This window comes from Streptococcus suis (assembly GCF_019856455.1).
In the GTDB taxonomy this organism is placed as follows: Bacteria; Bacillota; Bacilli; order Lactobacillales; family Streptococcaceae; genus Streptococcus; species Streptococcus suis_AE.
Map to the genome: position 1 here is coordinate 1,744,251 of NZ_CP082205.1, position 19,412 is coordinate 1,763,662.

The 19,412-nt window shown below is 44.7% G+C and carries 10 protein-coding genes; 3 read left to right on the top strand and 7 right to left on the bottom strand.

Annotated features, from left to right (window positions below):
• Positions 1–61: 61 nt before the first annotated feature.
• Both K6969_RS12390 and K6969_RS08430 read left to right on the top strand, forming a co-directional pair.
• Complete coding sequence (locus K6969_RS12390; protein ID WP_029173019.1) at positions 62–466, top strand: TetR/AcrR family transcriptional regulator; 405 nt, start codon at positions 62–64, stop codon at positions 464–466.
• An 86-nt stretch (positions 467–552) separates the two neighbouring features.
• Positions 553–1,842, top strand: coding sequence for an IS4 family transposase (locus K6969_RS08430; protein WP_321537389.1), 1,290 nt, complete (start codon positions 553–555; stop codon positions 1,840–1,842).
• A gap of 159 nt (positions 1,843–2,001) precedes the next feature.
• Here K6969_RS08430 and proC read toward each other — a convergent pair whose 3' ends face one another.
• The 4 genes from proC to K6969_RS08450 form a co-directional block, all read right to left on the bottom strand.
• On the bottom strand, positions 2,002–2,787 hold the full coding sequence (proC, locus tag K6969_RS08435) for a pyrroline-5-carboxylate reductase (RefSeq protein ID WP_029173743.1): 786 nt from the start codon (positions 2,785–2,787) through the stop codon (positions 2,002–2,004).
• A gap of 9 nt (positions 2,788–2,796) precedes the next feature.
• Positions 2,797–4,035 (bottom strand): glutamate-5-semialdehyde dehydrogenase, encoded by a 1,239-nt coding sequence (locus K6969_RS08440; RefSeq protein ID WP_029173744.1) that lies wholly within the window; start codon positions 4,033–4,035, stop codon positions 2,797–2,799.
• A gap of 9 nt (positions 4,036–4,044) precedes the next feature.
• Positions 4,045–5,121, bottom strand: a complete 1,077-nt coding sequence (gene proB, locus K6969_RS08445) for a glutamate 5-kinase (RefSeq protein WP_029173745.1) — start codon at positions 5,119–5,121, stop codon at positions 4,045–4,047.
• A 146-nt stretch (positions 5,122–5,267) separates the two neighbouring features.
• The gene (locus K6969_RS08450) at positions 5,268–7,736 is read right to left on the bottom strand and encodes a bifunctional DnaQ family exonuclease/ATP-dependent helicase (protein WP_321537390.1); all 2,469 of its coding nucleotides are present in this window, start codon (positions 7,734–7,736) and stop codon (positions 5,268–5,270) included.
• Between the two features lie 108 nt (positions 7,737–7,844).
• On the opposite strand from K6969_RS08450, the gene K6969_RS08455 reads away from it, so the two are divergent.
• Positions 7,845–8,483: an MBL fold metallo-hydrolase gene (locus K6969_RS08455; RefSeq protein WP_099831499.1), complete on the top strand. Its 639-nt coding sequence runs from the start codon at positions 7,845–7,847 to the stop codon at positions 8,481–8,483.
• 43 nt (positions 8,484–8,526) lie between these two features.
• On the opposite strand, the gene K6969_RS08460 is transcribed toward K6969_RS08455, so the two are convergent.
• The 3 genes from K6969_RS08460 to K6969_RS08470 all read right to left on the bottom strand — a co-directional run bounded on the left by K6969_RS08460 (position 8,527) and on the right by K6969_RS08470 (position 19,177).
• Complete coding sequence (locus tag K6969_RS08460; protein WP_171942803.1) at positions 8,527–10,542, bottom strand: M13 family metallopeptidase; 2,016 nt, start codon at positions 10,540–10,542, stop codon at positions 8,527–8,529.
• A 60-nt stretch (positions 10,543–10,602) separates the two neighbouring features.
• Positions 10,603–11,625: a PhoH family protein gene (locus K6969_RS08465; protein WP_171942804.1), complete on the bottom strand. Its 1,023-nt coding sequence runs from the start codon at positions 11,623–11,625 to the stop codon at positions 10,603–10,605.
• A gap of 373 nt (positions 11,626–11,998) precedes the next feature.
• Positions 11,999–19,177, bottom strand: coding sequence for a ZmpA/ZmpB/ZmpC family metallo-endopeptidase (locus tag K6969_RS08470; protein WP_171942805.1), 7,179 nt, complete (start codon positions 19,175–19,177; stop codon positions 11,999–12,001).
• Positions 19,178–19,412 lie beyond the last annotated feature (235 nt).

Here is a 19,412-nt window from a genome sequence, read left to right on the forward strand (position 1 = left end):
CATTAAACTACCCCATCTGAAAGCATTTTCTTTCAGATGTGACACTCGGAAAAGGAAAACTATGACAGGTCGTAAAATTTCACCCCAATCTTTGAAAAACCTCTATCAATCAAATAAAGAAGCGAATCAACTGACTAAGGAATCAATAGAAACTGCTCTGCTATTTCTCCTAGAGAAAAAGGAGCTCAAGCAAATTTCAGTATCTGAATTGGTTCGTAAAGCGGGAGTTTCTCGCAACGCTTTCTATCGCAATTATAAGTCAAAAGAAGAAATTTTAGAGATTTATTACGAACGGACTTCCAGCAACCTTAAAAAGAAATGGCATGATTTGCAGGACAAGGTTCAAAAGGACGGCGTCAAGCAAAGCTTTGCAGATTTTGTCCAGGAACAAAAACGCAAGGCAGAGCAAAGCAAGGCCCTGTCCAACGTCAGTCAATGGATCAAGGAAAAAACAAAACGGGATTAAAAGTCCAATGTCATTAAGTTAACTAACCTATCACATTTTGTGGTGGGTTAGTTTTTATGTTACACTAAAAATAAAAGGGAAAAGTCATGCTAGATCAGATTAAAGCTCATTTACTTGATAGTATTAACAACATCGTTTCTAGTGCCACTCAGTTTGTGCTTCATCCTGAAAAAGATTTTAGTCGGCAAAGTCAGCTAACTATGAAAACCATGATTCAAGCCATACTGACCATGGGAGGCAATACCTTATCTAAAGAGTTACTTGACTTACATTTACCAGTTACCCAATCTGCCTTTTTTCAACGACGGTATCAGATTAAACACCAAGCTTTTAAAACACTTTTTAGGGATATTACTTCTAAAATTCCAATCTCTGATAATCTCCCTATCCTGGCTGTTGATGGCAGTGATGTGATTCTACCAAGAAATCGTTTTGATAAAACGACCTCTTTTCAAACTGGACCACATCACACTCCTTACAATCTTATTCATATCAATGCTCTCTACAATCTTGAACAAGAGATATATCATGATTTACGGATCCAAGATAATCGAGAGGTTGATGAACGTGCAGCTTTTATTGACATGATGAAGAACTCTTCTTTCAAACAAGCTCTGGTAATAATGGATAGGGGGTATGAATCCTACAATGTCATGGCTCACTGCCAAGAAAGAAATTGGTCCTATATTATTCGTATTCGCGATGGAAATAATTCTATGAAAAAGAGTTTTCATCTCCCTGATACCCCTTGTTTTGATGAGGCATTTGACCTAAACATCTGTCGGAAACAAACCAATGACATGAAAGAACTGTATCGAGACTTCCCTAATCAGTATCATTTTTTACCTCATCACACATCCTTTGACTTTCTACCAAGCTCTAGCCGAAAAAGCGACCCACTTCAGTTTTACGAACTTCATTTTCGAATGGTGCGTCTCGAAATCAAGCCAGGTTTCTTTGAAACTTTGGTGACAAACACCGATTATTCTCCAGAAAAATTAAAAGATCTCTATGCCTACAGATGGGGCATAGAGACTAGTTTTCGTGACCTAAAATATAGTATCGGTCTAACTCATTTTCATGCAAAAAAGAAGGAAGGGATTCTCCAAGAAATCTACGCTCGCTTTATCAATTTTAATGTTTGTAAATGGCTAACCTCACACGTTGCTATTAAAACATCAAAGTTAAAACAGGCTTATAAAATTTGTTTTTCAGACGCTGTTTATGCCTGTCGAAAATTTCTTAGAGCTGAACTCACTTCCTTCCAATTGGAAACCTACATTGCCAAACATTTATCCATCATCCGACCCAATCGAACGTTCCAAAGAAAGATAAAAAGCAAGGCACCTGTAAGCTTCACTTATAGAGTAACATAATAGTTGAAAAATAGGGTTAAAAAACCTCCTTTTTGTGCGCCCTAAATACAAAAACTATTCCCGTTTGGTCATCAATTGCTCGGACGGGAATAGTTCCTTTAATTGTTTAAATGCTTAACTTAATGACATTGGATTAAAAGTCCCGTTTTTTGCTGTCTTCTATTTTTTGCCTAATTTTCTAGTCTTTTTGAGGGCGGCGGCGACTGCCTTAATAATGGCGTAACGGAAGCCTTCTTTTTCAAGGGCTACCACGCCTGCGATAGTCGAGCCGCCTGGCGAGGTCACTTCTTGTCTCAGCTGAGCTGGGTGCTTGTCGCTATTCAAGACCATCTGGGCAGTTCCAGCCAAGGTTTGTGCAGCCAGAACCTTGGCATCTTGAGCTGTGAGCCCATTTTGCACACCGGCATCTGTCATAGCCTCAATCATCTGATAGACAAAGGCTGGTCCGCAGCCTGCGATAGCCGTTGCTGCGTCGATCAGGCTCTCTGGCACCTGCTGGACCTTGCCTGATTTTTCTAGGATTTGTTCCAATAGCGGAGCGAGCTCTTGATTGACCAAGCTATAGGTTGTCATGCCTTGGCCGATAGCGACCGGTGTGTTGGGCATGATGCGGATGAGCTTGTCTGCCGACACAAATTCTGCCAGGCTGTCAAGGGTCACTCCCGCTGCCATAGAAATCCAGATAGCTGACGGATTCTGGCTGATCTGGTCCTGTAAGCCTGACAAGATTGACTGAATCAGGTGAGGCTTGACCCCAAGGAAAATAATCTCGGCCTGCTCTGCTATTTCCCCATTAGAAAAAAGCTGACCGCCCAGCTGAGCTTGTAGAGCCTGGGCTTTTGCCGGGTTGTGGTTGCTGAGGAGGAGCTGGGTATCTGGCTGCTGGCTGACCGCTTGGGCCAGAGCCGCTCCCATATTGCCCAGTCCGATAAATCCAATCTTCATCCTGTCCTCCTAACGAATGTGGCCGTCGCCTGTGATGATGTACTTGTAAGTGGTCATTTCACGCAGGCCCATTGGACCACGAGCATGCATCTTCTGGGTAGAAATGCCCAATTCACAGCCCAGACCGAACTCGCCACCGTCTGTGAAGCGGGTCGAGGCATTGACATAGACTGCCGCCGAATCTACATGGAGTGTGAAACGATCTGCCGTTTGGCTGTTTTCCGTCACAATGGCCTCGCTGTGTCCAGTCGAGTGTTGAGCGATATGACTGATAGCCTCTTCTACATTTGAAACGACCTTGACAGCCAAGATATAGTCCAGAAATTCCGTGTCAAAATCTTGGTCGCCTGCTGGTGTGGCTTGGTTGAGAAGAGCCTGGGCCTGACTGTCGGCACGTAATTCCACCTGACCAGAAAGAGCTTCTTCCAAGCGAGGTAGGAATTGGCTGGCAATTTCTTCATGGACCAACAAAACTTCCGCCGCATTGCAGACTGAGGGACGACTGGTTTTGGCATTGACCACAATCCGCAAGGCCTTGTCCAAGTCCGCATCCTTGTCCACATAGACATGGCAGATACCTGTGCCTGTTTCGATAACTGGCACAGTCGCATTTTCAACGACGGCTTGAATCAGACCCGCACCACCACGTGGCACCAAGAGGTCAATCTTTCCTTTGGCAGTCATCAACTCGGTCGCAGAGACCCGGCTGGTATCTTGGACTAACTCGATGACCTTAGGTGATAGCCCAACCTCTTCCAAACCAGCTTTAAGGGCTGTGACAATAGCTTGAGCTGAATGAAAGGCTTCCTTGCCACCACGCAAGATAACTGCATTTCCGCTCTTGATCGCCAAGGCTGCGGCATCTGAAGTCACATTTGGACGGCTTTCGTAAATCATCCCCACCAAACCAAAGGGAATGGATTTCTTGCGAATATGTAAGCCGTCTGCTCGAGTGGTTTCTTCCAAGGTCAAACCAACTGGATCTGGCAAGCCAATCAAGGCACGAATACCATCTGCCATGGCTTCAATTCGCTCAGCAGTCAAGAGCAATCTGTCTTGCATGACTTGGCTAATCTTGCCTTGGGCATGTTCCATATCGATAGCATTGCCAGCTAGGATCGCCTCTGTTTGGGCAACCAACTGGTCTGCCATAGCCGACAAGGCCTGGTTCTTTTGTTCGGTTGTTGCCAGGTTGATAGAGGCCTTGTGGGCCAATAAACTGTCTAATAATGCTTGTGTTGTTGTCATAACTTTCTCCTATAGGCTAACCCAATCGTTGCGGTGAATCAACACGCCTTCCGCTCTGCCATTTGCCAGCTGGTCCTGCAAGTCCCGGGACGAGAGTTTGACCCGCCCTTTACCAATCAAACGGTGGTCTGCTTGACTGTAAACTTCCACGACCTGTCCTACCTCAAAGTCGCCTTCCAGGGCTTTGACACCAGCAGCTAACAAACTGCGGCCTTGGTGCAGCATGGCGTCAACCGCACCAGCATCCACCTCAACTGCTGCATCTGTCCGAGCGTAGAAAGCCATCCACTGCTTGCGTTGGTTCATGGCGTGGCCGTCAGCTAAAAAGAGGGTGCCACGGTTGGCTTGGGTAACGGCTTGTAAAAGGGCCGTATCCTCCTTAGACGAGCAGATAAAGACAGGTACGCCTGACTTGGTCGCAATCTGTGCCGCCTGCAATTTGGTGGTCATGCCACCTGTTCCGTTGGACGTTCCTGCTCCTGCTGCCATGGCAAACAAATCTTCCGTAATTTCCTTGATTTCCGGCAAATGCTGGGCAGTCGGATCGCTGTTGGGATTTGCAGTATAAAGCCCATCCACATCCGTCAAGAGCACCAAGAGGTCTGCTTTCAAGAGAGAAGCCACCTGAGCAGATAAAGTATCGTTATCCCCTACCTTAATCTCTTCAATGGCAATGGTATCATTTTCGTTGATAATAGGAATAGCACGTTGTTTGAGCAAGACCTGCAAGGCTTGAGAGGCATTCTGATAACGTCTGGCATCCGCAAAATCATCCTGGGTCAACAAAATCTGAGCAGACACAATGCCATCTTTCATCAAATTCTGCGTGTATTCCTCAATCAGCAAGCCCTGACCAACAGCCGCAGAAGCCTGATTCTCCGCAATCTTGGTCGGTCGCTTGTCAAATCCCAATCTCCGAAAACCAGCAGCAATCGAGCCCGACGTCACCAGCACAATCTGGTAGCCCTTCTGATGCAACTGAGCCAACTGATTGGTAATTCGAGCGATTTTGATACGATCCAAACTGCCATTTTCTTGCGTCAGCGAGCTGGTACCCACCTTAAATACAATCGTTTTTTCTGTCATAATCTCTTCTCACAAAAACTAATATTTGGAAAATTATACCATATTTTAATCATAAAGAAAAACACTGTTATTCGGCAAGATTCCTAATCATGAGTAGCATTAAAAAACGCTGGAAACAAAAGGGAGCCTTGCGGCTCCTTTTCAACTTATTCAAAAAAATCTTGAATAGCTCCTTCTATTTCTTTCGCATCCACACTTAACATTGAATAATCTTTCTCAAAGAAGGACAGAATTTGCTGTCCATAGCGTTTGGTGTGAACACGCGGGTCCAAAACCAAGACTAGTGAATCTTGTTTGTCATGGCGATTGGTACGACCGATAGCTTGTTTGAGCTTAATCATCATCATAGGCAGGCTGTAATCATAAAATGGATTTTTCCCTTCTTCACGCAGATGGTGATTGATTTTTTGCACAAACTGGTCCTTTGGATTATCGAATGGGAGCCTTGTAATAACCTGAACCAATTGGTCCTGACTGGCAAAGTCAACGCCCTCCCAGAATACCCCTGTTCCCAGTAAAATCTGGCTTTCCCCGCGTTCAAATTTGCGTTTGAGAGTCATTTCCTGTCCATGCTTGTGTTGGGCTAGGTGGGGAATATTACTGCCTTCTAACAAATCCGACACCTGCAAGAGCAGAGAAATCGATGTGAACAAGACCAAAATCGGTCGTCCCAGCTCTGCTATTTCTCCTAAAGTAGTAGCCAAATAAGCTGCGTGCTCTTCCTTGGTCCAAGCGAGGATGTCAGGGAGATTGGTCGGAAAAAGTAGCTGCTGGTTGGTCACTGCCTGGGTCGGAAGCAAGTCCATGGTGACCTGCTCAAAGCCCAGCAAATCCGCTAGACTGACCTTTTTACTGATGGTCAAGGTGGCACTGATGCAAAAAATCTTGGTGTCTGGCAGGTAGTTGGTCACATTCAAAAGGCTGTCCTTGGAGCCCCGCAAATAAGTAAGCCGCTTGTCCTCAAGATACTTTTCCTCCAGCCAAAAATGGTCGTAGACATCAAGGAGTTGGTCCAGGTCTTGTAGGTCAATATCTTGTAACTCAGCCAGATTCTGCTTGACTTGACCCAGTTCGTCTTTTGAAACTTCTCGCTGTCCATGCTGGCGAAAACGGGTCAAAAGGTGGTTGAGTTCAAACTGGCAGGATTCGTAGAGGCGTTGGTCTAATAGACTATCTGACTTATCTTTTTTGCTCTGCAATACTTGCAAAAGAGCTGTTATATCCTGAGAATCCGTCGCTAGATTTTCAGCAGCCAAGAGAAACTTCTGTGCTTCATCAATCACCACCAGACGCTTATCCATGAGAGGAGCTTGATCCTTAAGATGGTTGAGAAAATAAGCGTGGTTGGTAATGAGCAGTCTACTAGAGAGAGCTTGTTGGTTCAATCGTTGCCAAAAATCCCAGCCCCAGAAAAGACTTTCAGGCTCCAATTTCCCATCGTGGGCAATCTCATCAAAGTAAGCTTGATAGCGTTGTTTTTGCTTAAGCTCATCCAAATCACCTGTCGTGGTTTCGCATAACCAGACAAGCACCTGCATTTTGAATTGATTGACCAGGCGATTATCATCCTGCCTCTGCAGGGTTTTCCAGTAGTTGTCTAACTTGATAAAATGCTTGGGCGATTTTAGAGAGACTATGGGAATACGAAATATCTCTTTAAGCTTACTCCCCTCTTTTTCCATAATCTGCTCTTGAAGGAGCTTGGTCGGTACGATGACCAATAAAGGCTGGTCTGACTTAGCAAGTAAAGGCAAGAGATAACCGTAGGTCTTGCCTAAGCCTGCCTGCGCTTGAATAAAATGCACTTTTTCTTCGTCAACCAAGCGTTTTTCTACTACTTGAGCAAAAGCAGTTTGTTTTTTTCGTTCATGCAAGCCGAGAAGAGCAATATTGGTCGCAAAATCTTCAGATAATCGGTAGGCTGACTTGATTTCTTCTGGCTTTTTCAAGACCAAGTCATGAATAGATTCTAAATCGTATAATAGATTTTCTGACAGAACAGGCACCATCTCATCAATAACCATCCGGGATTCAAAGAGCAGATTGTCCGCCAAATCAAGAATCTTTTCAACAATAGACCTGGGTAAGCTCTTTATTTTCTCTTGAATTTTGATAAGAAGTCGAGCCGTTGCCAGAGCATCTGAAATAGCCGTGTGTGCCTGGTCCAGACCCAAGTCCAAATGCACTGCAAGGTTTCCCAAGCTATATTTTTCAAAAGTCGGGAAAAATAGCTGTGATAATTCCACCGTATCTACACGCGGTGTCAACAGTTCATAGCCTTCAAAAAAGAGGGTTTCCGCCAAGAGATTGGCATCAAACTTGACATTATGCGCTACAAAAATAGCATCTCCAATCATGTCATAAATGGTACTTGCTACCTGACCAAAATCGGGAGCCTGACTTAGCTGTTGGTCTGTGATACCTGTCAGATTCTTGATATGGTCATCAAGGGGTTCATAGGGATTGATGTCCGTCGCATAGCTGTCAATGATTTCTCCATTTTCAACAAGAACAATCCCGATTTGAATGATTTTTGCATCGGCACCTGTACCAGTTGCTTCCAAATCCACAACGGCATACCGATTGCTTGTTCTTCTGTCTTTCATACTGTTCATTATAGCATATTCCCACTCACGGAAAAAGCTCCAAACAAATTCCATGAAGTCGTTGGAATTTTTTGTTAGACTACTAATATAAAAACTGTTTCTGTGAGGAGAAATGCCATGCTTATTCATAAATCTGTCAACCCTGTCGCTTTTCAAAATACCTACTACCTTGAAAATGATACCCATCTGATTATCATTGACCCTGGGAGTGACTGGACAAAAATTCAAGCAACTATCGAAAAAATCGGAAAACCAATTTCGGCTATTCTACTTACTCACACTCACTATGACCATATTATGAGTTTGGACATCCTGCGTGAAAGCTACGATTTTCCACCTGTCTATGTGGCTGAAAGTGAAGCCAGCTGGCTCTACACACCAGAGATGAATCTGTCAGGTCTACCTCGTCATGATGATATGGAAAATGTGGTCTGCCGACCTGCTGAAAACATCTTCCAATACCAAGAAGACTATCAGTTTGACGGTTTTCATTTCAAGGTTGTACCGACGCCAGGTCATTCTATCGGTGGCGTATCCTTTATCTTTCCAGTAGCCGAAGCCGTCATCACTGGAGACGCACTTTTCCGTGAAACTGTAGGACGCACAGACCTGCCAACCAGCAACTTTGATGACCTGATTACTGGCATCAGAGAACATATCTTTACCCTGCCAAACCACTATACTGTCCATCCAGGTCATGGTCAAAATACCAGCGTTGGACATGAGAAAAATTTTAATCCATTTTTTAGAATGTAAAATAAGTACTGCCCAGTTCAGATTGAACCAGGCAGTTTTTAATTTACCACATAACCAGTCTCTCTTCGGGTGCCCTATACATTGGGTCACCTTTTTGAATATGGTAAACTTTATAAAAATCATCTATTTGCTGTAATTGGAGATTGACCCGAAATTCCTCAGGAGAATGTGTGTCTACCTGAAGTTGATAACGGCCATAGTCAACCGCAACCATTTCTCGACGGCTACGGGCATAGTGCTCAAAAAATTCTTTTAGATTAGCGGACGGTTCTTCTTTTTTGAGCGTAGCCAAGGCAATCTGTATTCCTCCCAAATCCGCAAGATTTTCAGATAGAGTCAGTTGCCCATTTATTCTACCACCATAAACTTCCAGACCATCAAACAAGTCTACTAGGGCTTGATTTTTTTCTTCAAACGCTAGTCTATCTCGCTCTATCCACCAGTCTTTTATACTACCAGTCTCATCAAAATTTGCTCCTGTGGCATCAAAGGCATGAACAAACTCATGAGCGATAATTTTGCCAATCCCGCCATAATTCTCGGCTACAGATTGATTTTTGTCATAATAGGGAGCTTGTAAAATAGCCGTCGGAATATAAATAGCATTCTGACTAGGAGCATAGGCGGCTGTTACTTCACTTGCCGATACATTGCTAGCCCAAGTTTGTCTATCTATTGGCTGACTATAACGCTCGAAAACACCTGTTCTAGCTTGAATCGTAATAGCCAAAACATTTTCAATATAAGACAAGTCTTCACGCACCTTTAATGACTTGGTCCAGTCGCTCAACTCCCTTGGATAGCCGATATGATAAGTGATATTTTCTAATTTTTTAATTGCGGCTTGCTTGGTGGCTTGACTGAGCCATTTATTGGCTAGAATCCTTTCTTGATAAGTCCTAGAGATTGCCTCAGCCATTTCCTGAATGGCAAGTAAGTCCGTTTCATCGGCATAGTTATGACCATAATAAACACCCAAACTTTCCTTGAACATTCCAGTCACATCCAGATAAGTCATGTAATCATTTGGATAGGAGGCTGAAAACCCTTGGACTTCTGCATGAAATCTCCCTGCTGTCTGCATGATTTCCCCAGTCAAATAGGGAGCTAACTTCATTGCTTGGCTAACCAAAGCCCATGATCGATATTCTGAGAAATTTTCTTCCTTGATAAATTGGGATAATTGTTCAAAATAGCTTGGATTAGAAACATAAACTTCCTCCGGTTCCAAGCCCACCAGTCCTACTAATTGTTCTCCTATCGATAAAGCTGGAGAGTAGTTTTTGACCTCTGAGAATGTTCTAAGTTCTTCTGCGTTCACTGGCCCCCAATCACTATGCACATTCTCGCTAGCTGGTAGAGTGTCAACGAGTCGATTGTCAAAAGCAATGGCACCTTCAACCAAAGCAGTAGCCTCCTCGTCTGAGTAGCCACATTTTTCCAAAATATGTCTCGCAGATAAACGGTAAGAATCCATGAGTTTCTCACGAACAGTCCTGTCTTCATAGTAGGACTTATCAGGTAGAATCGTCTGAGGTGGTAGCAAAATTAGCATTCTTTCAGATGTGTTTCGTGGATTGGCAATCACATCAAGACCATAGGGCAATGGGTAGTCCTTACGAATCCAATCTTGGCTAAGCGATTTCAGCTCGGAAAACGAATCAATTCCCATCATTTCATCCAGTATCATTCTAGCTACTCTGACACCATCTACTTCCCTTTTGGTAAAATCAAGACCTTGCTGATACAACTTGATAAATTCTACTAAATCTTCAGACTGAGGCTCTAGCTGACCAGCTACCATTTTGTCAAAATCCGATTTTAATTGCTCATCTACTTCCATTTGCAATCTTGTAAACTCATTGTAGAATGGTGTACCACTTGATAACCAGCCACCATTTAACCAGTCCTTGTTTATGGCTTGATAAAAATTAGTTTGGATAGTCGGTTCTGCTTTTTCAACTTGTGCTTGGTCATCTCCTATTTTCTGACCACCACAGGCAGCTAAGAGACAGACAAAACCAAGCAAAACCAATCTCAGTAGACCTTGTTTTATCACGCGTCACTCCCTCACTTGTTTTCCACAAACTATTTCGACAGGCAAAGATGCAGAAAATAATTACTCCTCCGCATCTTGCTCTTTTTTCAACTCCCCAATCGTCTCAAAACTTGCTCGATCATCCGCAGCCAGAGCCTCCTGCTCATAGGCATTGATAATCTGGGCAACGACTGGGTGGCGAACCACATCCTTGGCTGAAAAATGCACGAAATCAATCTGCGGAATTTTGCTTAGTTTCTCCGTCGCATCAATCAAGCCTGACTTAACCTTGCGCGGCAGGTCAATCTGACTAATATCCCCATTGACAATCATCTTGGAATTAAAGCCCAGACGAGTTAGGAACATCTTCATCTGCATAATGGTAGTATTTTGCGCCTCATCCAAGATGACAAAGGCATCTTCCAAGGTCCGCCCCCGCATATAGGCCAGCGGTGCAATCTCGATAATCTCGCGCTCCATTAGGCGCGTGGTCTGCTCCTTGCCCAAAATCTGGTAGAGGGCGTCATAGACCGGGCGCAAATAAGGATCTACTTTTTCTTTTAGGTCTCCTGGCAAAAAGCCTAAACTTTCGCCTGCCTCAACCGCAGGACGTGTTAGGACAATCCGCTTAACCTGCCCCCGCTTGAGAGCTGTCACCGCGAGAGTGACCGCTAAGAAGGTCTTTCCAGTACCAGCAGGACCAATACCAAACACGATGTCATGACGCTTAACGCTATCCACATAGACCTTTTGACCAAGGGTCTTTACGCGAATGGGTTTGCCGTAGTTGTCCTTGATAATTTCTTCTTCGTAGAGGGCAACGAATTTCTCAATCTCATCATTTTTGACCATGGAAATAGCCGTGACCACATCAGGCGTATTGATGATCAAGCCCCGATTGACCAAAACCAATAGGGACTGGATAACCAAACGAGCCTGTTCGACATGCTCTTCTTGCCCAATCACTTGAACTTTTTCCGTCCGTGCATGAATAACCACACCTAGTTCCTGTTCCATCAATCTCAGATGACGTTCATTCGAACCAAATAGGCTAAATGAATCATCTGGATGTTTTAATTGAATATCAATCGAATGTTCTAGCAAGAAACTTCTCCTTTGCTGGCTTTTCTATTATTATACCAAAATTTTCCACCAACTGAATTTTCGATGTAAAAGAAAAACAGTGAATATGCGCGATTCACTGTTTCATAGAGTCCGAACTATTTAGTTCTATGTAGGGTAACACAGTAGGGAGGATGTTCGGCTCTTCAAACCTTCAATTGTTTGACACTGGACAGAACAAACGAATCCAGTAGCATATAATCAAAGGCAAATGTTGTTAGGATTATTTCCATCCTACATACCTATTATCCCCCGATAAAATTAAGTATTTTAGAGGACTTAGTAGTCTTTTCAGATTTTCTGTATTTTTGGGGTAAGTGACCTATTAGTCTCCAAACTATCAAAAACGAATACCTTATGGCAAGAAAATACTTTCCCTAAATTCTCGACTTGCTTTATGAAAGGCTTTATAAAGGACTTCCTTGAGTTGCTGACGCTTAAAGCTGGTTCCTGGATTTGCCAGGTCTTCTTGAATAGCCCTCTGCATCAATACCTGAATATCCTGACCAGTTTGCAGGTCATGGTGGCTACCACTCCAGAAGATTCGAATTGGTTTCATACTGTTCTTCTGGTCTAGACTGGTCCGATATCTTGCCTTCTTGAAGCTAGCATAATCTGGATAATCAGGCATTAACTTCTTCCAGATATAGCTATCTGTCAAGGCTCTGCCATTTGCATGGGCCTCCTCAGCCAGCTGGTTGCTCACATAAGGCAAGAAACCTTGGTCCCAACCTTTTTCTGCTAACAGTTCCAGAGCTGTCCGACGGAATTGGAGACCACCGACTGTTCCTTGTTGATTGAGCAAACCTGCATAGATTGGATAGTAAAGCGGCACAAAGTAATAGTTTCGATCATTGTCTCGGTAGTAGCTGCCGACATTGTTAATGGTATTGGCCAATTGAAGGTCATTGGTCACCAAATCTTCGACAGTTGTCAAGTTCATGGTCTGCCATTCGCTGTCTGTTAGCTCACGAATCCTATCCAAGGCATCCTGATAGGTCTGACCGTCTTTTTGGTAAGCCCCTTCTAATTGGAGTTCAATTTTTCTAAAGGCTTTTTTCTGCTGGTCTTTCTGTAATTTCAAGAGTTCTTCCGCCTCCAAGGCATCCAAGAAATAGGTGGTATCAAAAGAAGCTTTCAGATAGCCTTGCAAATCGTCCTTGGTCGTTAGACGATTTGGACTAGAGTTATGGCTGGCTGTTGCTGCCAGTTCTTCTGTCAGGTTAAAACCATAATAATAGGCATTCGACGAAGCGATGGATTGCAAGAGCCCCATTGCATAGGATTCTGACTCTTGACCTTGCCGTCTTCCTGCGAGATTTAGGATTTGATCTTCGAGAATGTGGGTCATTTCATGCGTGAAGGTTGAATTTCCAGTCGATGTCAACAAGTCAACATTGCCATAGATGATGTATTTCTTAAACTCAAAGTCTGCTGCCCCTGACTTGTTAAAGGTGCCGTAGTAAAGTTCTGTCGGTCCGAAGAAATCATCGATGATGCGGTAGTCATCCCCAAATTCCGCTGCCCAACGGCGGCGGTCATCTGTCCCAGCTAGCGGTTGACCAGTTGGATCCTTGATGTTGTAACCTTCTCGAACTGTTACCAACTTGGACTCGATGGCTTGACGAGCCTGGTCAGATACTAAGGACTTGATAAATTCCATATAGGCATTCCAGATGCGGGCATGCTTCGGAATGCGGTTTTCTTGGATGTCCCTGACTGTGGAACGATAGACATCTGGTTGACTGGTCTGCAATTGATGGTTCACATAACGACCATAGCTACCAAAAACAAGGACATTTGCTAGCGAAACAAGATAAAGTTGATCTTCCTCAGGCAGATTGAGCAATGGCAAGACATAGCGATGGTAGTCAGCATGATTTTTCAGCTGGTCGTAAACCTGGACGGACTTCTCAGGCTGACGAACACTTGCTTCTTCATGAATAAAGGCCTTGCTGGATTGTTTAAACCAGTCTGCATCAGTCTTGTCTGGTGAGAAGAGACGGCGGTTTAATTCCAAGTAGTCAAACAGATTCTGTGTACCTGGGACCTGTTGTCCAATGGTCTTCTTAAAGTTGCTTGCTGCCGCAAATGGTGCCAGATCCTTATAGGTCAAACTTCCTACCTCTTTCAACCAATCCAAGACTGTTAGGGATTGTCCGTAGAAATGTGGCTGATAGATTGCTATATTACGAATGTTTAGCTTATCGTAGTCGATAGCATAGTAGCGTGCCAAGTAGGTCAAGGCCAGCCAAATGGATTCCTTGTTGTCCTCTACTTGCTGCTGCATATAGGCATTGATAACTGGACTAGCACTATCTGTCACCCATTGACTAGAAAGGAGAGAACCTACTTCATGGTCCAACTGTGCTTTCAATGCTTCCTGAGTTCGTTTCAGATAGAGCTGCTTCATGCTGATGATCAAATCCTGCTTGCCATGTTTAAAGCGAAGTTCTGCCAGATAATCTGCCATCTTCGTTTTCTGAGCATAAGCATCTGACTCTACATCCAAGTCCTGGAAGGCTTGGCGGAGATTGGCTACTAGACCAGCTCTATTTTGCCCATTGACCCATTGATAAGGGGTAAAGAGCAGAGCTGGACCAAATCTATATTCTAATACACCTGTCTGGTCATATGCCCCCTGATAGGTCAGGTCAAAGTCCTGAACACTTTGATCAGTGAAGTAAATCAGCAAGCGATCGACTTGGTTGGCATTCTCAGTAAAGTCTGTCACAACTTCCTTACCTCGCAAAGCTTGAATGGACTGGATAGATTTGGTCACAAAGATCGAATCATCTGCCAGTTTGTTGCCCATCCGCACGATGGTATGGCGGTCATAGAATGGCAGGAGTTTGGACATATTTTCATAGGCCAACTGTCTCTCAATACGGCCATTGCGCAAGAGATGATAGTCGATTCCTCCCGACTGTTGCTGGGTTTGGTTACCATCTGAAGTCTGAATAGGCTGCATCACCCTGTCCAAGCCCCAGCTTGAAAGAATTTGTTTGAGTTCTTCCGCAGTTTTTTCCTCTACCTGATGACCATTGTCCAAACGACCTGTTGATAGATTTGCCTGTACTTGAACCGTTAATGGCAATAGAGTTCTCGTGCCAACTAGAAGACCTGTTTCTGGCAAGGTCAAGGCTGAAGCTGCTCTTGATATATTTGGTAGATAGCCACTTGCAACCAGTCCAGCTACCGCTCCTGTCTGCTCCCTATTGGTCACTTGCCCTTCAACAAAGACGGAATCAATAGTGGAAAGCAGAGCATAGCCAACAACTGCTCCTAGTCGATCTTGCATAGACAGTCGTGGGGTGAAGGTCGAGGTCAGATAGACATAGGCCTTGCGCAAGGCGCTATTTGTCATCAATCTACCAATCAAACCACCAGAAGTAATCTGACTGCTTGTTCGATGTTCATTCAGCACTAGTTCTCCCTTGAAGGAGACTGAGTCAAACTGGCTATTGTTTGCCTCATAGACAAGACCCGCTGCCCCAACATATGACTGAACTTGCCCTGTCACATGGACATCTTGCACACGGCTATTGTTTGCGGTGATCGCAAGGGTAGCTGCCTTAGAATCTCCGCCCTGCAGGGCAACATTTTCAAGCAGGATATGTTCCACATGGGCACCAGTCATGGTCTGGAAGAGCGGTTTTTGGAGGTTGAGAATCCGATAGACCTGACCGTCCAATCCTTCTAAACGTCCACGGAAGTTTTCCACATAGGCTCGATCAGTTGTTGGGCTGGCAACCAAGTCAGCTGCGAGCTTAAAGGTCCCGTCTGGGCGGTCCTTCATTGCTTGAATTAACTGCTGAAAGTCTGCATAACTATCCTGTGCTAGGCTAATCTTTGGAAGCTGGAATTGGTCCAAGTTCTCCAATGCATTTGCATCTGCTTGATTTCTGGCCTGAACTAATTTCGGCAACTGAACAGCCACGTCAAATTGATTGCCATTAGCTACGATGGAATGCACTGCCCAAAGAAATTCCTTGGCATCCGCACTTCTATACCGAACAAAGTAGTTGGACAGGTCACTTGGAACTTCTTGAAGCCCTGTCACTTGCTGGAAGCGGCCGTCTGGAGTGCGGACAAAGAGCTCTCTCTGACTTACTCTGTTGAATTCGATGGACTTAGGACTGATGTCAAACGGTATCGTTGTAACCAGTTCTTCGCCCTGACCATTCTGAGTCCGATAGCGGAAGGATAGGCGAGCCTGATAAGCCATATAGTCTTGTAAATCTCTCAGTTGCAATTGATTTTCAGCCGCAAACTCCGTGGTTTGTTCAATGGTCTTAACAAGTCTGTCTCCATCGTAAATTGCCAATTGGACAGATTCCAGAGTCTTATCTGGGTCAGTCACACGGTAGTAAACATCCACTCCTAGAGCATTTTCATTTACAACCAACCCTGCTGGATGAGTATCCGTACCTAGAACTACACTTGGTTTTTCCAGCGGTTTCGCTGGCTCTTCTACCACTTTTTTACCCACTCGAATCACCTGGTCGATAGCTGGAGTTTCTTCGACTTGAACAGGAAGAGTTTCAAGCTGACCTGTCCTTTCGTCTAGGCGATATGATGTTGTACGCGTGATACTGCCATCTTGCCCAACTGGACCTGCAACTTCCTCTCCAATTAGTAAATCCATATCGTCTTGACGGATAATTCGGTGCTGAATGTTTTCCCTTACAAGAGTCGCTTTGGTTCCGACTTCAACCTCTGCTGCTCGACCCGGAGTCAACTCGGTTTGGACTTCTTCCTGGGCTGTGCGGTTACCTGTTTGCGGGTCGACCACATAGTTTGTTTGGTAGCGGATACGACGAGTCAGTCCTGATACAACCTCCTGTCTATAAGGTGGTGCCATATCCTCTCTTGCCCTGTAAAGGGTTGGTAGGGTTTGACTTTCCTCACGGACGGTCGGCTGGGCACCAACTCGGACAATCGTTGCTGCTCCCTCGTCCGTCACTTCACTAACTGGTGCATTTGCCGTGACTTCTCCCGTGCTTGAATTGAGGGTGTAGATGGTGGTGATAGTCGTCACCCTGTCGCGACCTTCTTGACGGACAGGATTACTTGTGATTGGGAGACTGGTATCTGCTCGATAAATCAGAGGCAGAGGTTCACGATGGGTTACAAGAGTCGGCTTCGTTCCTTTTCGAATCAAGGGAGATTCACCTGCTTCACGAATCTGGCCCTGACCTCGATGACTGGTCACAATTCCGGTCGCTTCATCAACAGTATAGGTAGTCTGATAAACGGTTACTTTCTCCCTACCGCTTGAGACTGGGCTTTCTTGACCAACTGGAGCTATCTCGTCTGCTTCATATCGTGTAGGCAGAGATTCACTGATGACCTCCTCGGTAGGCTTTGTCCCCACTCGGATTACCTTATTCAAAGGCGGAGTATACTCTATTCGTTCTCTACCTAGCTCCTCTGCTTTTTGCCCCTTGATAGTACGATAGGTAATGGCAATGACTTCCTGACCGTATTGACCTTCAAACTCTTCTCTCCGTCCAAAGTCTAATGCTGAATCAGCCTGATAAATGGTGCTGAAGGCAATTGAACGCGGTTCTTCCTCAACCAAGCTACCTTCAATAGGCTTGATTCCCTTGTGGATAATTCTTTCCTGACCTGGCTCTACTTCTTCGCTAATGACTTGACCATTATGAGAAATTCTCCTTCTCCGTCCAGGATATCCGGCCTGCTCTACCCATATATAATCTGTGTATTGGTCAGCAAGCTCAATGATTCTTTCCACAAGTGGAATTTCTTCCTCAACAACCTTTTCCACACGACTGCCACGGTAGGTCACCTCGGATTTGGCTGGTTTGATTTCCTCACTGGTTAAGAGAGTGCGAACACCATTCAAGTCTGCATAGGTAACCAGGGCTAGACCATCCTGACCCGGTTCCACACGGCTAGTACCTTGGGCCATATCGGAATCTTCTGACTCTATTCTCTCAAAAGGAATGGCAACTTCTTCACTGACTAAGGTCGCAGACGGAAGACTGTGCGTGAGTGGAGCAACTCCCTTGGAATCTACACGACTGCCACGGTAGGTCACCTCGGATTTGGCTGGTTTGATTTCCTCACTGGTTAAGAGAGTGCGAACACCATTCAAGTCTGCATAGGTAACCAGGGCTAGACCATCCTGACCCGGTTCCACACGGCTAGTACCTTGGGCCATATCGGGATCTTCTGACTCTATTCTCTCAAAAGGAATGGCGACTTCTTCACTGACTAAGGTCGCAGACGGAAGACTGTGCGTGACTGGAGCAACTCCCTTGGAATCTACACGTGTCCCCACATATACCTTACGGCTGATTGGGGAGGTTTCTTGACGATGAAGCTCATTGCTGGCAACAATCTGACCTGCTACTACCACATCCTGATAGGTAATCTCTAGCAGTCCTTCTCTACCCTCTTCTACCTCAGTCTCACCCTGAGCCAAACGATCTGTTTCAATCCGCTCCTCTGGAATGGACAAGACCTGACGGTCCACTCGCTCCTTCAATTGGAAATCCAAGCGGACTGGCGGTGTGGCTTGTGGACTGTCGCTTGGAACTTGGCTAACCTCTTCTTGCACAATTGTTGTTTTTGTTCCTCGATAGAGAATTTCTGGTTTGCCAACTACTTCTTGGGTTTCCATTAAGTGACTAGACTGCAATTGGTTGCCCAACCACTTTTCCTCATAACGCTGAATCCGATAGCCAGCCTGACCAGCTTCCAATCGCGTCTCACCAAGTGCTAGATTCGGGTCCTCTACATCAAGTCGTTCGATTTCTAGCGGAATCTTTTCCTCACGATATCTGGTAACAAGCTGTAAACCTGTTTCTTCAGTCTGCACTTGTTCTGACACAGGTGCTTTTTCTGGAAATACTGTCTGATTTGAATGAGAGTTATCAAGAATTTGCGGTTGTTTAGTTACTTGTTCAACTGCCTGTTCACTCGAAACCGTTTGATCTACTTTCCCATCTTCTACGATATAACCTACAAAATCATAGGAAGTTAGCTCCAACTTACCATCTGGAAGCAAGTCTCCTGTCTTGACCGTCACCGTTTGATTGAAGTGAGCAAGGGCATGACTCTGGAGTGCATCCACTTGTAAGAGCGGCAAGGCAGATCCAGCTAGTGTAATATAGAGCAAACTCACTACTCTAGATTTCTTGGAGCCGATAGCCTGAACAGCAATCACCAAAAATCCAGCCGCCAACCAGGCCGCTGCATGGGAAACAACCTCACCCGTCGCTGGTAAAACTTTAGGAGACTGTGGTCGATAAACCAAAAAATAAGTCGCTTCTTTTCGCAAGTCCTTTGGCAATTGCTGGACAATCCTACTCTTCTCCTCAGGACTCAATTCCTCTTCCAAGAGATAGTGAAAACGGATTTCCTGATCGACTGTCGCAATTCGCTCACTGGCTTCTACCTGCAAGCCCGTCAAACTAGACAAGAACAAACCTGTACCAATACAGAGCGAGACCACACCGATGGATAATTTTCGTATGGAAAATATCGAATTTCGGTATTCTTTCATTTCTACAAAATTCCTCCTTTATAATCTTTTCATTTGCTTTTGATAAAAGGTAATAATCTTTAGGCTGCTTCAACCTTGGATGGATGTCGAAAGCGGAAAATCCCAAAGGTGAACTTTAAATTATCCCACCTTACCCGAGAATATTTCCACTACTACTGACACTCATCGCAATAATAAAAACCAGTCCAAATGATAACTTATCCTTAAAAACTAAATGCACGACTATTAGTATATC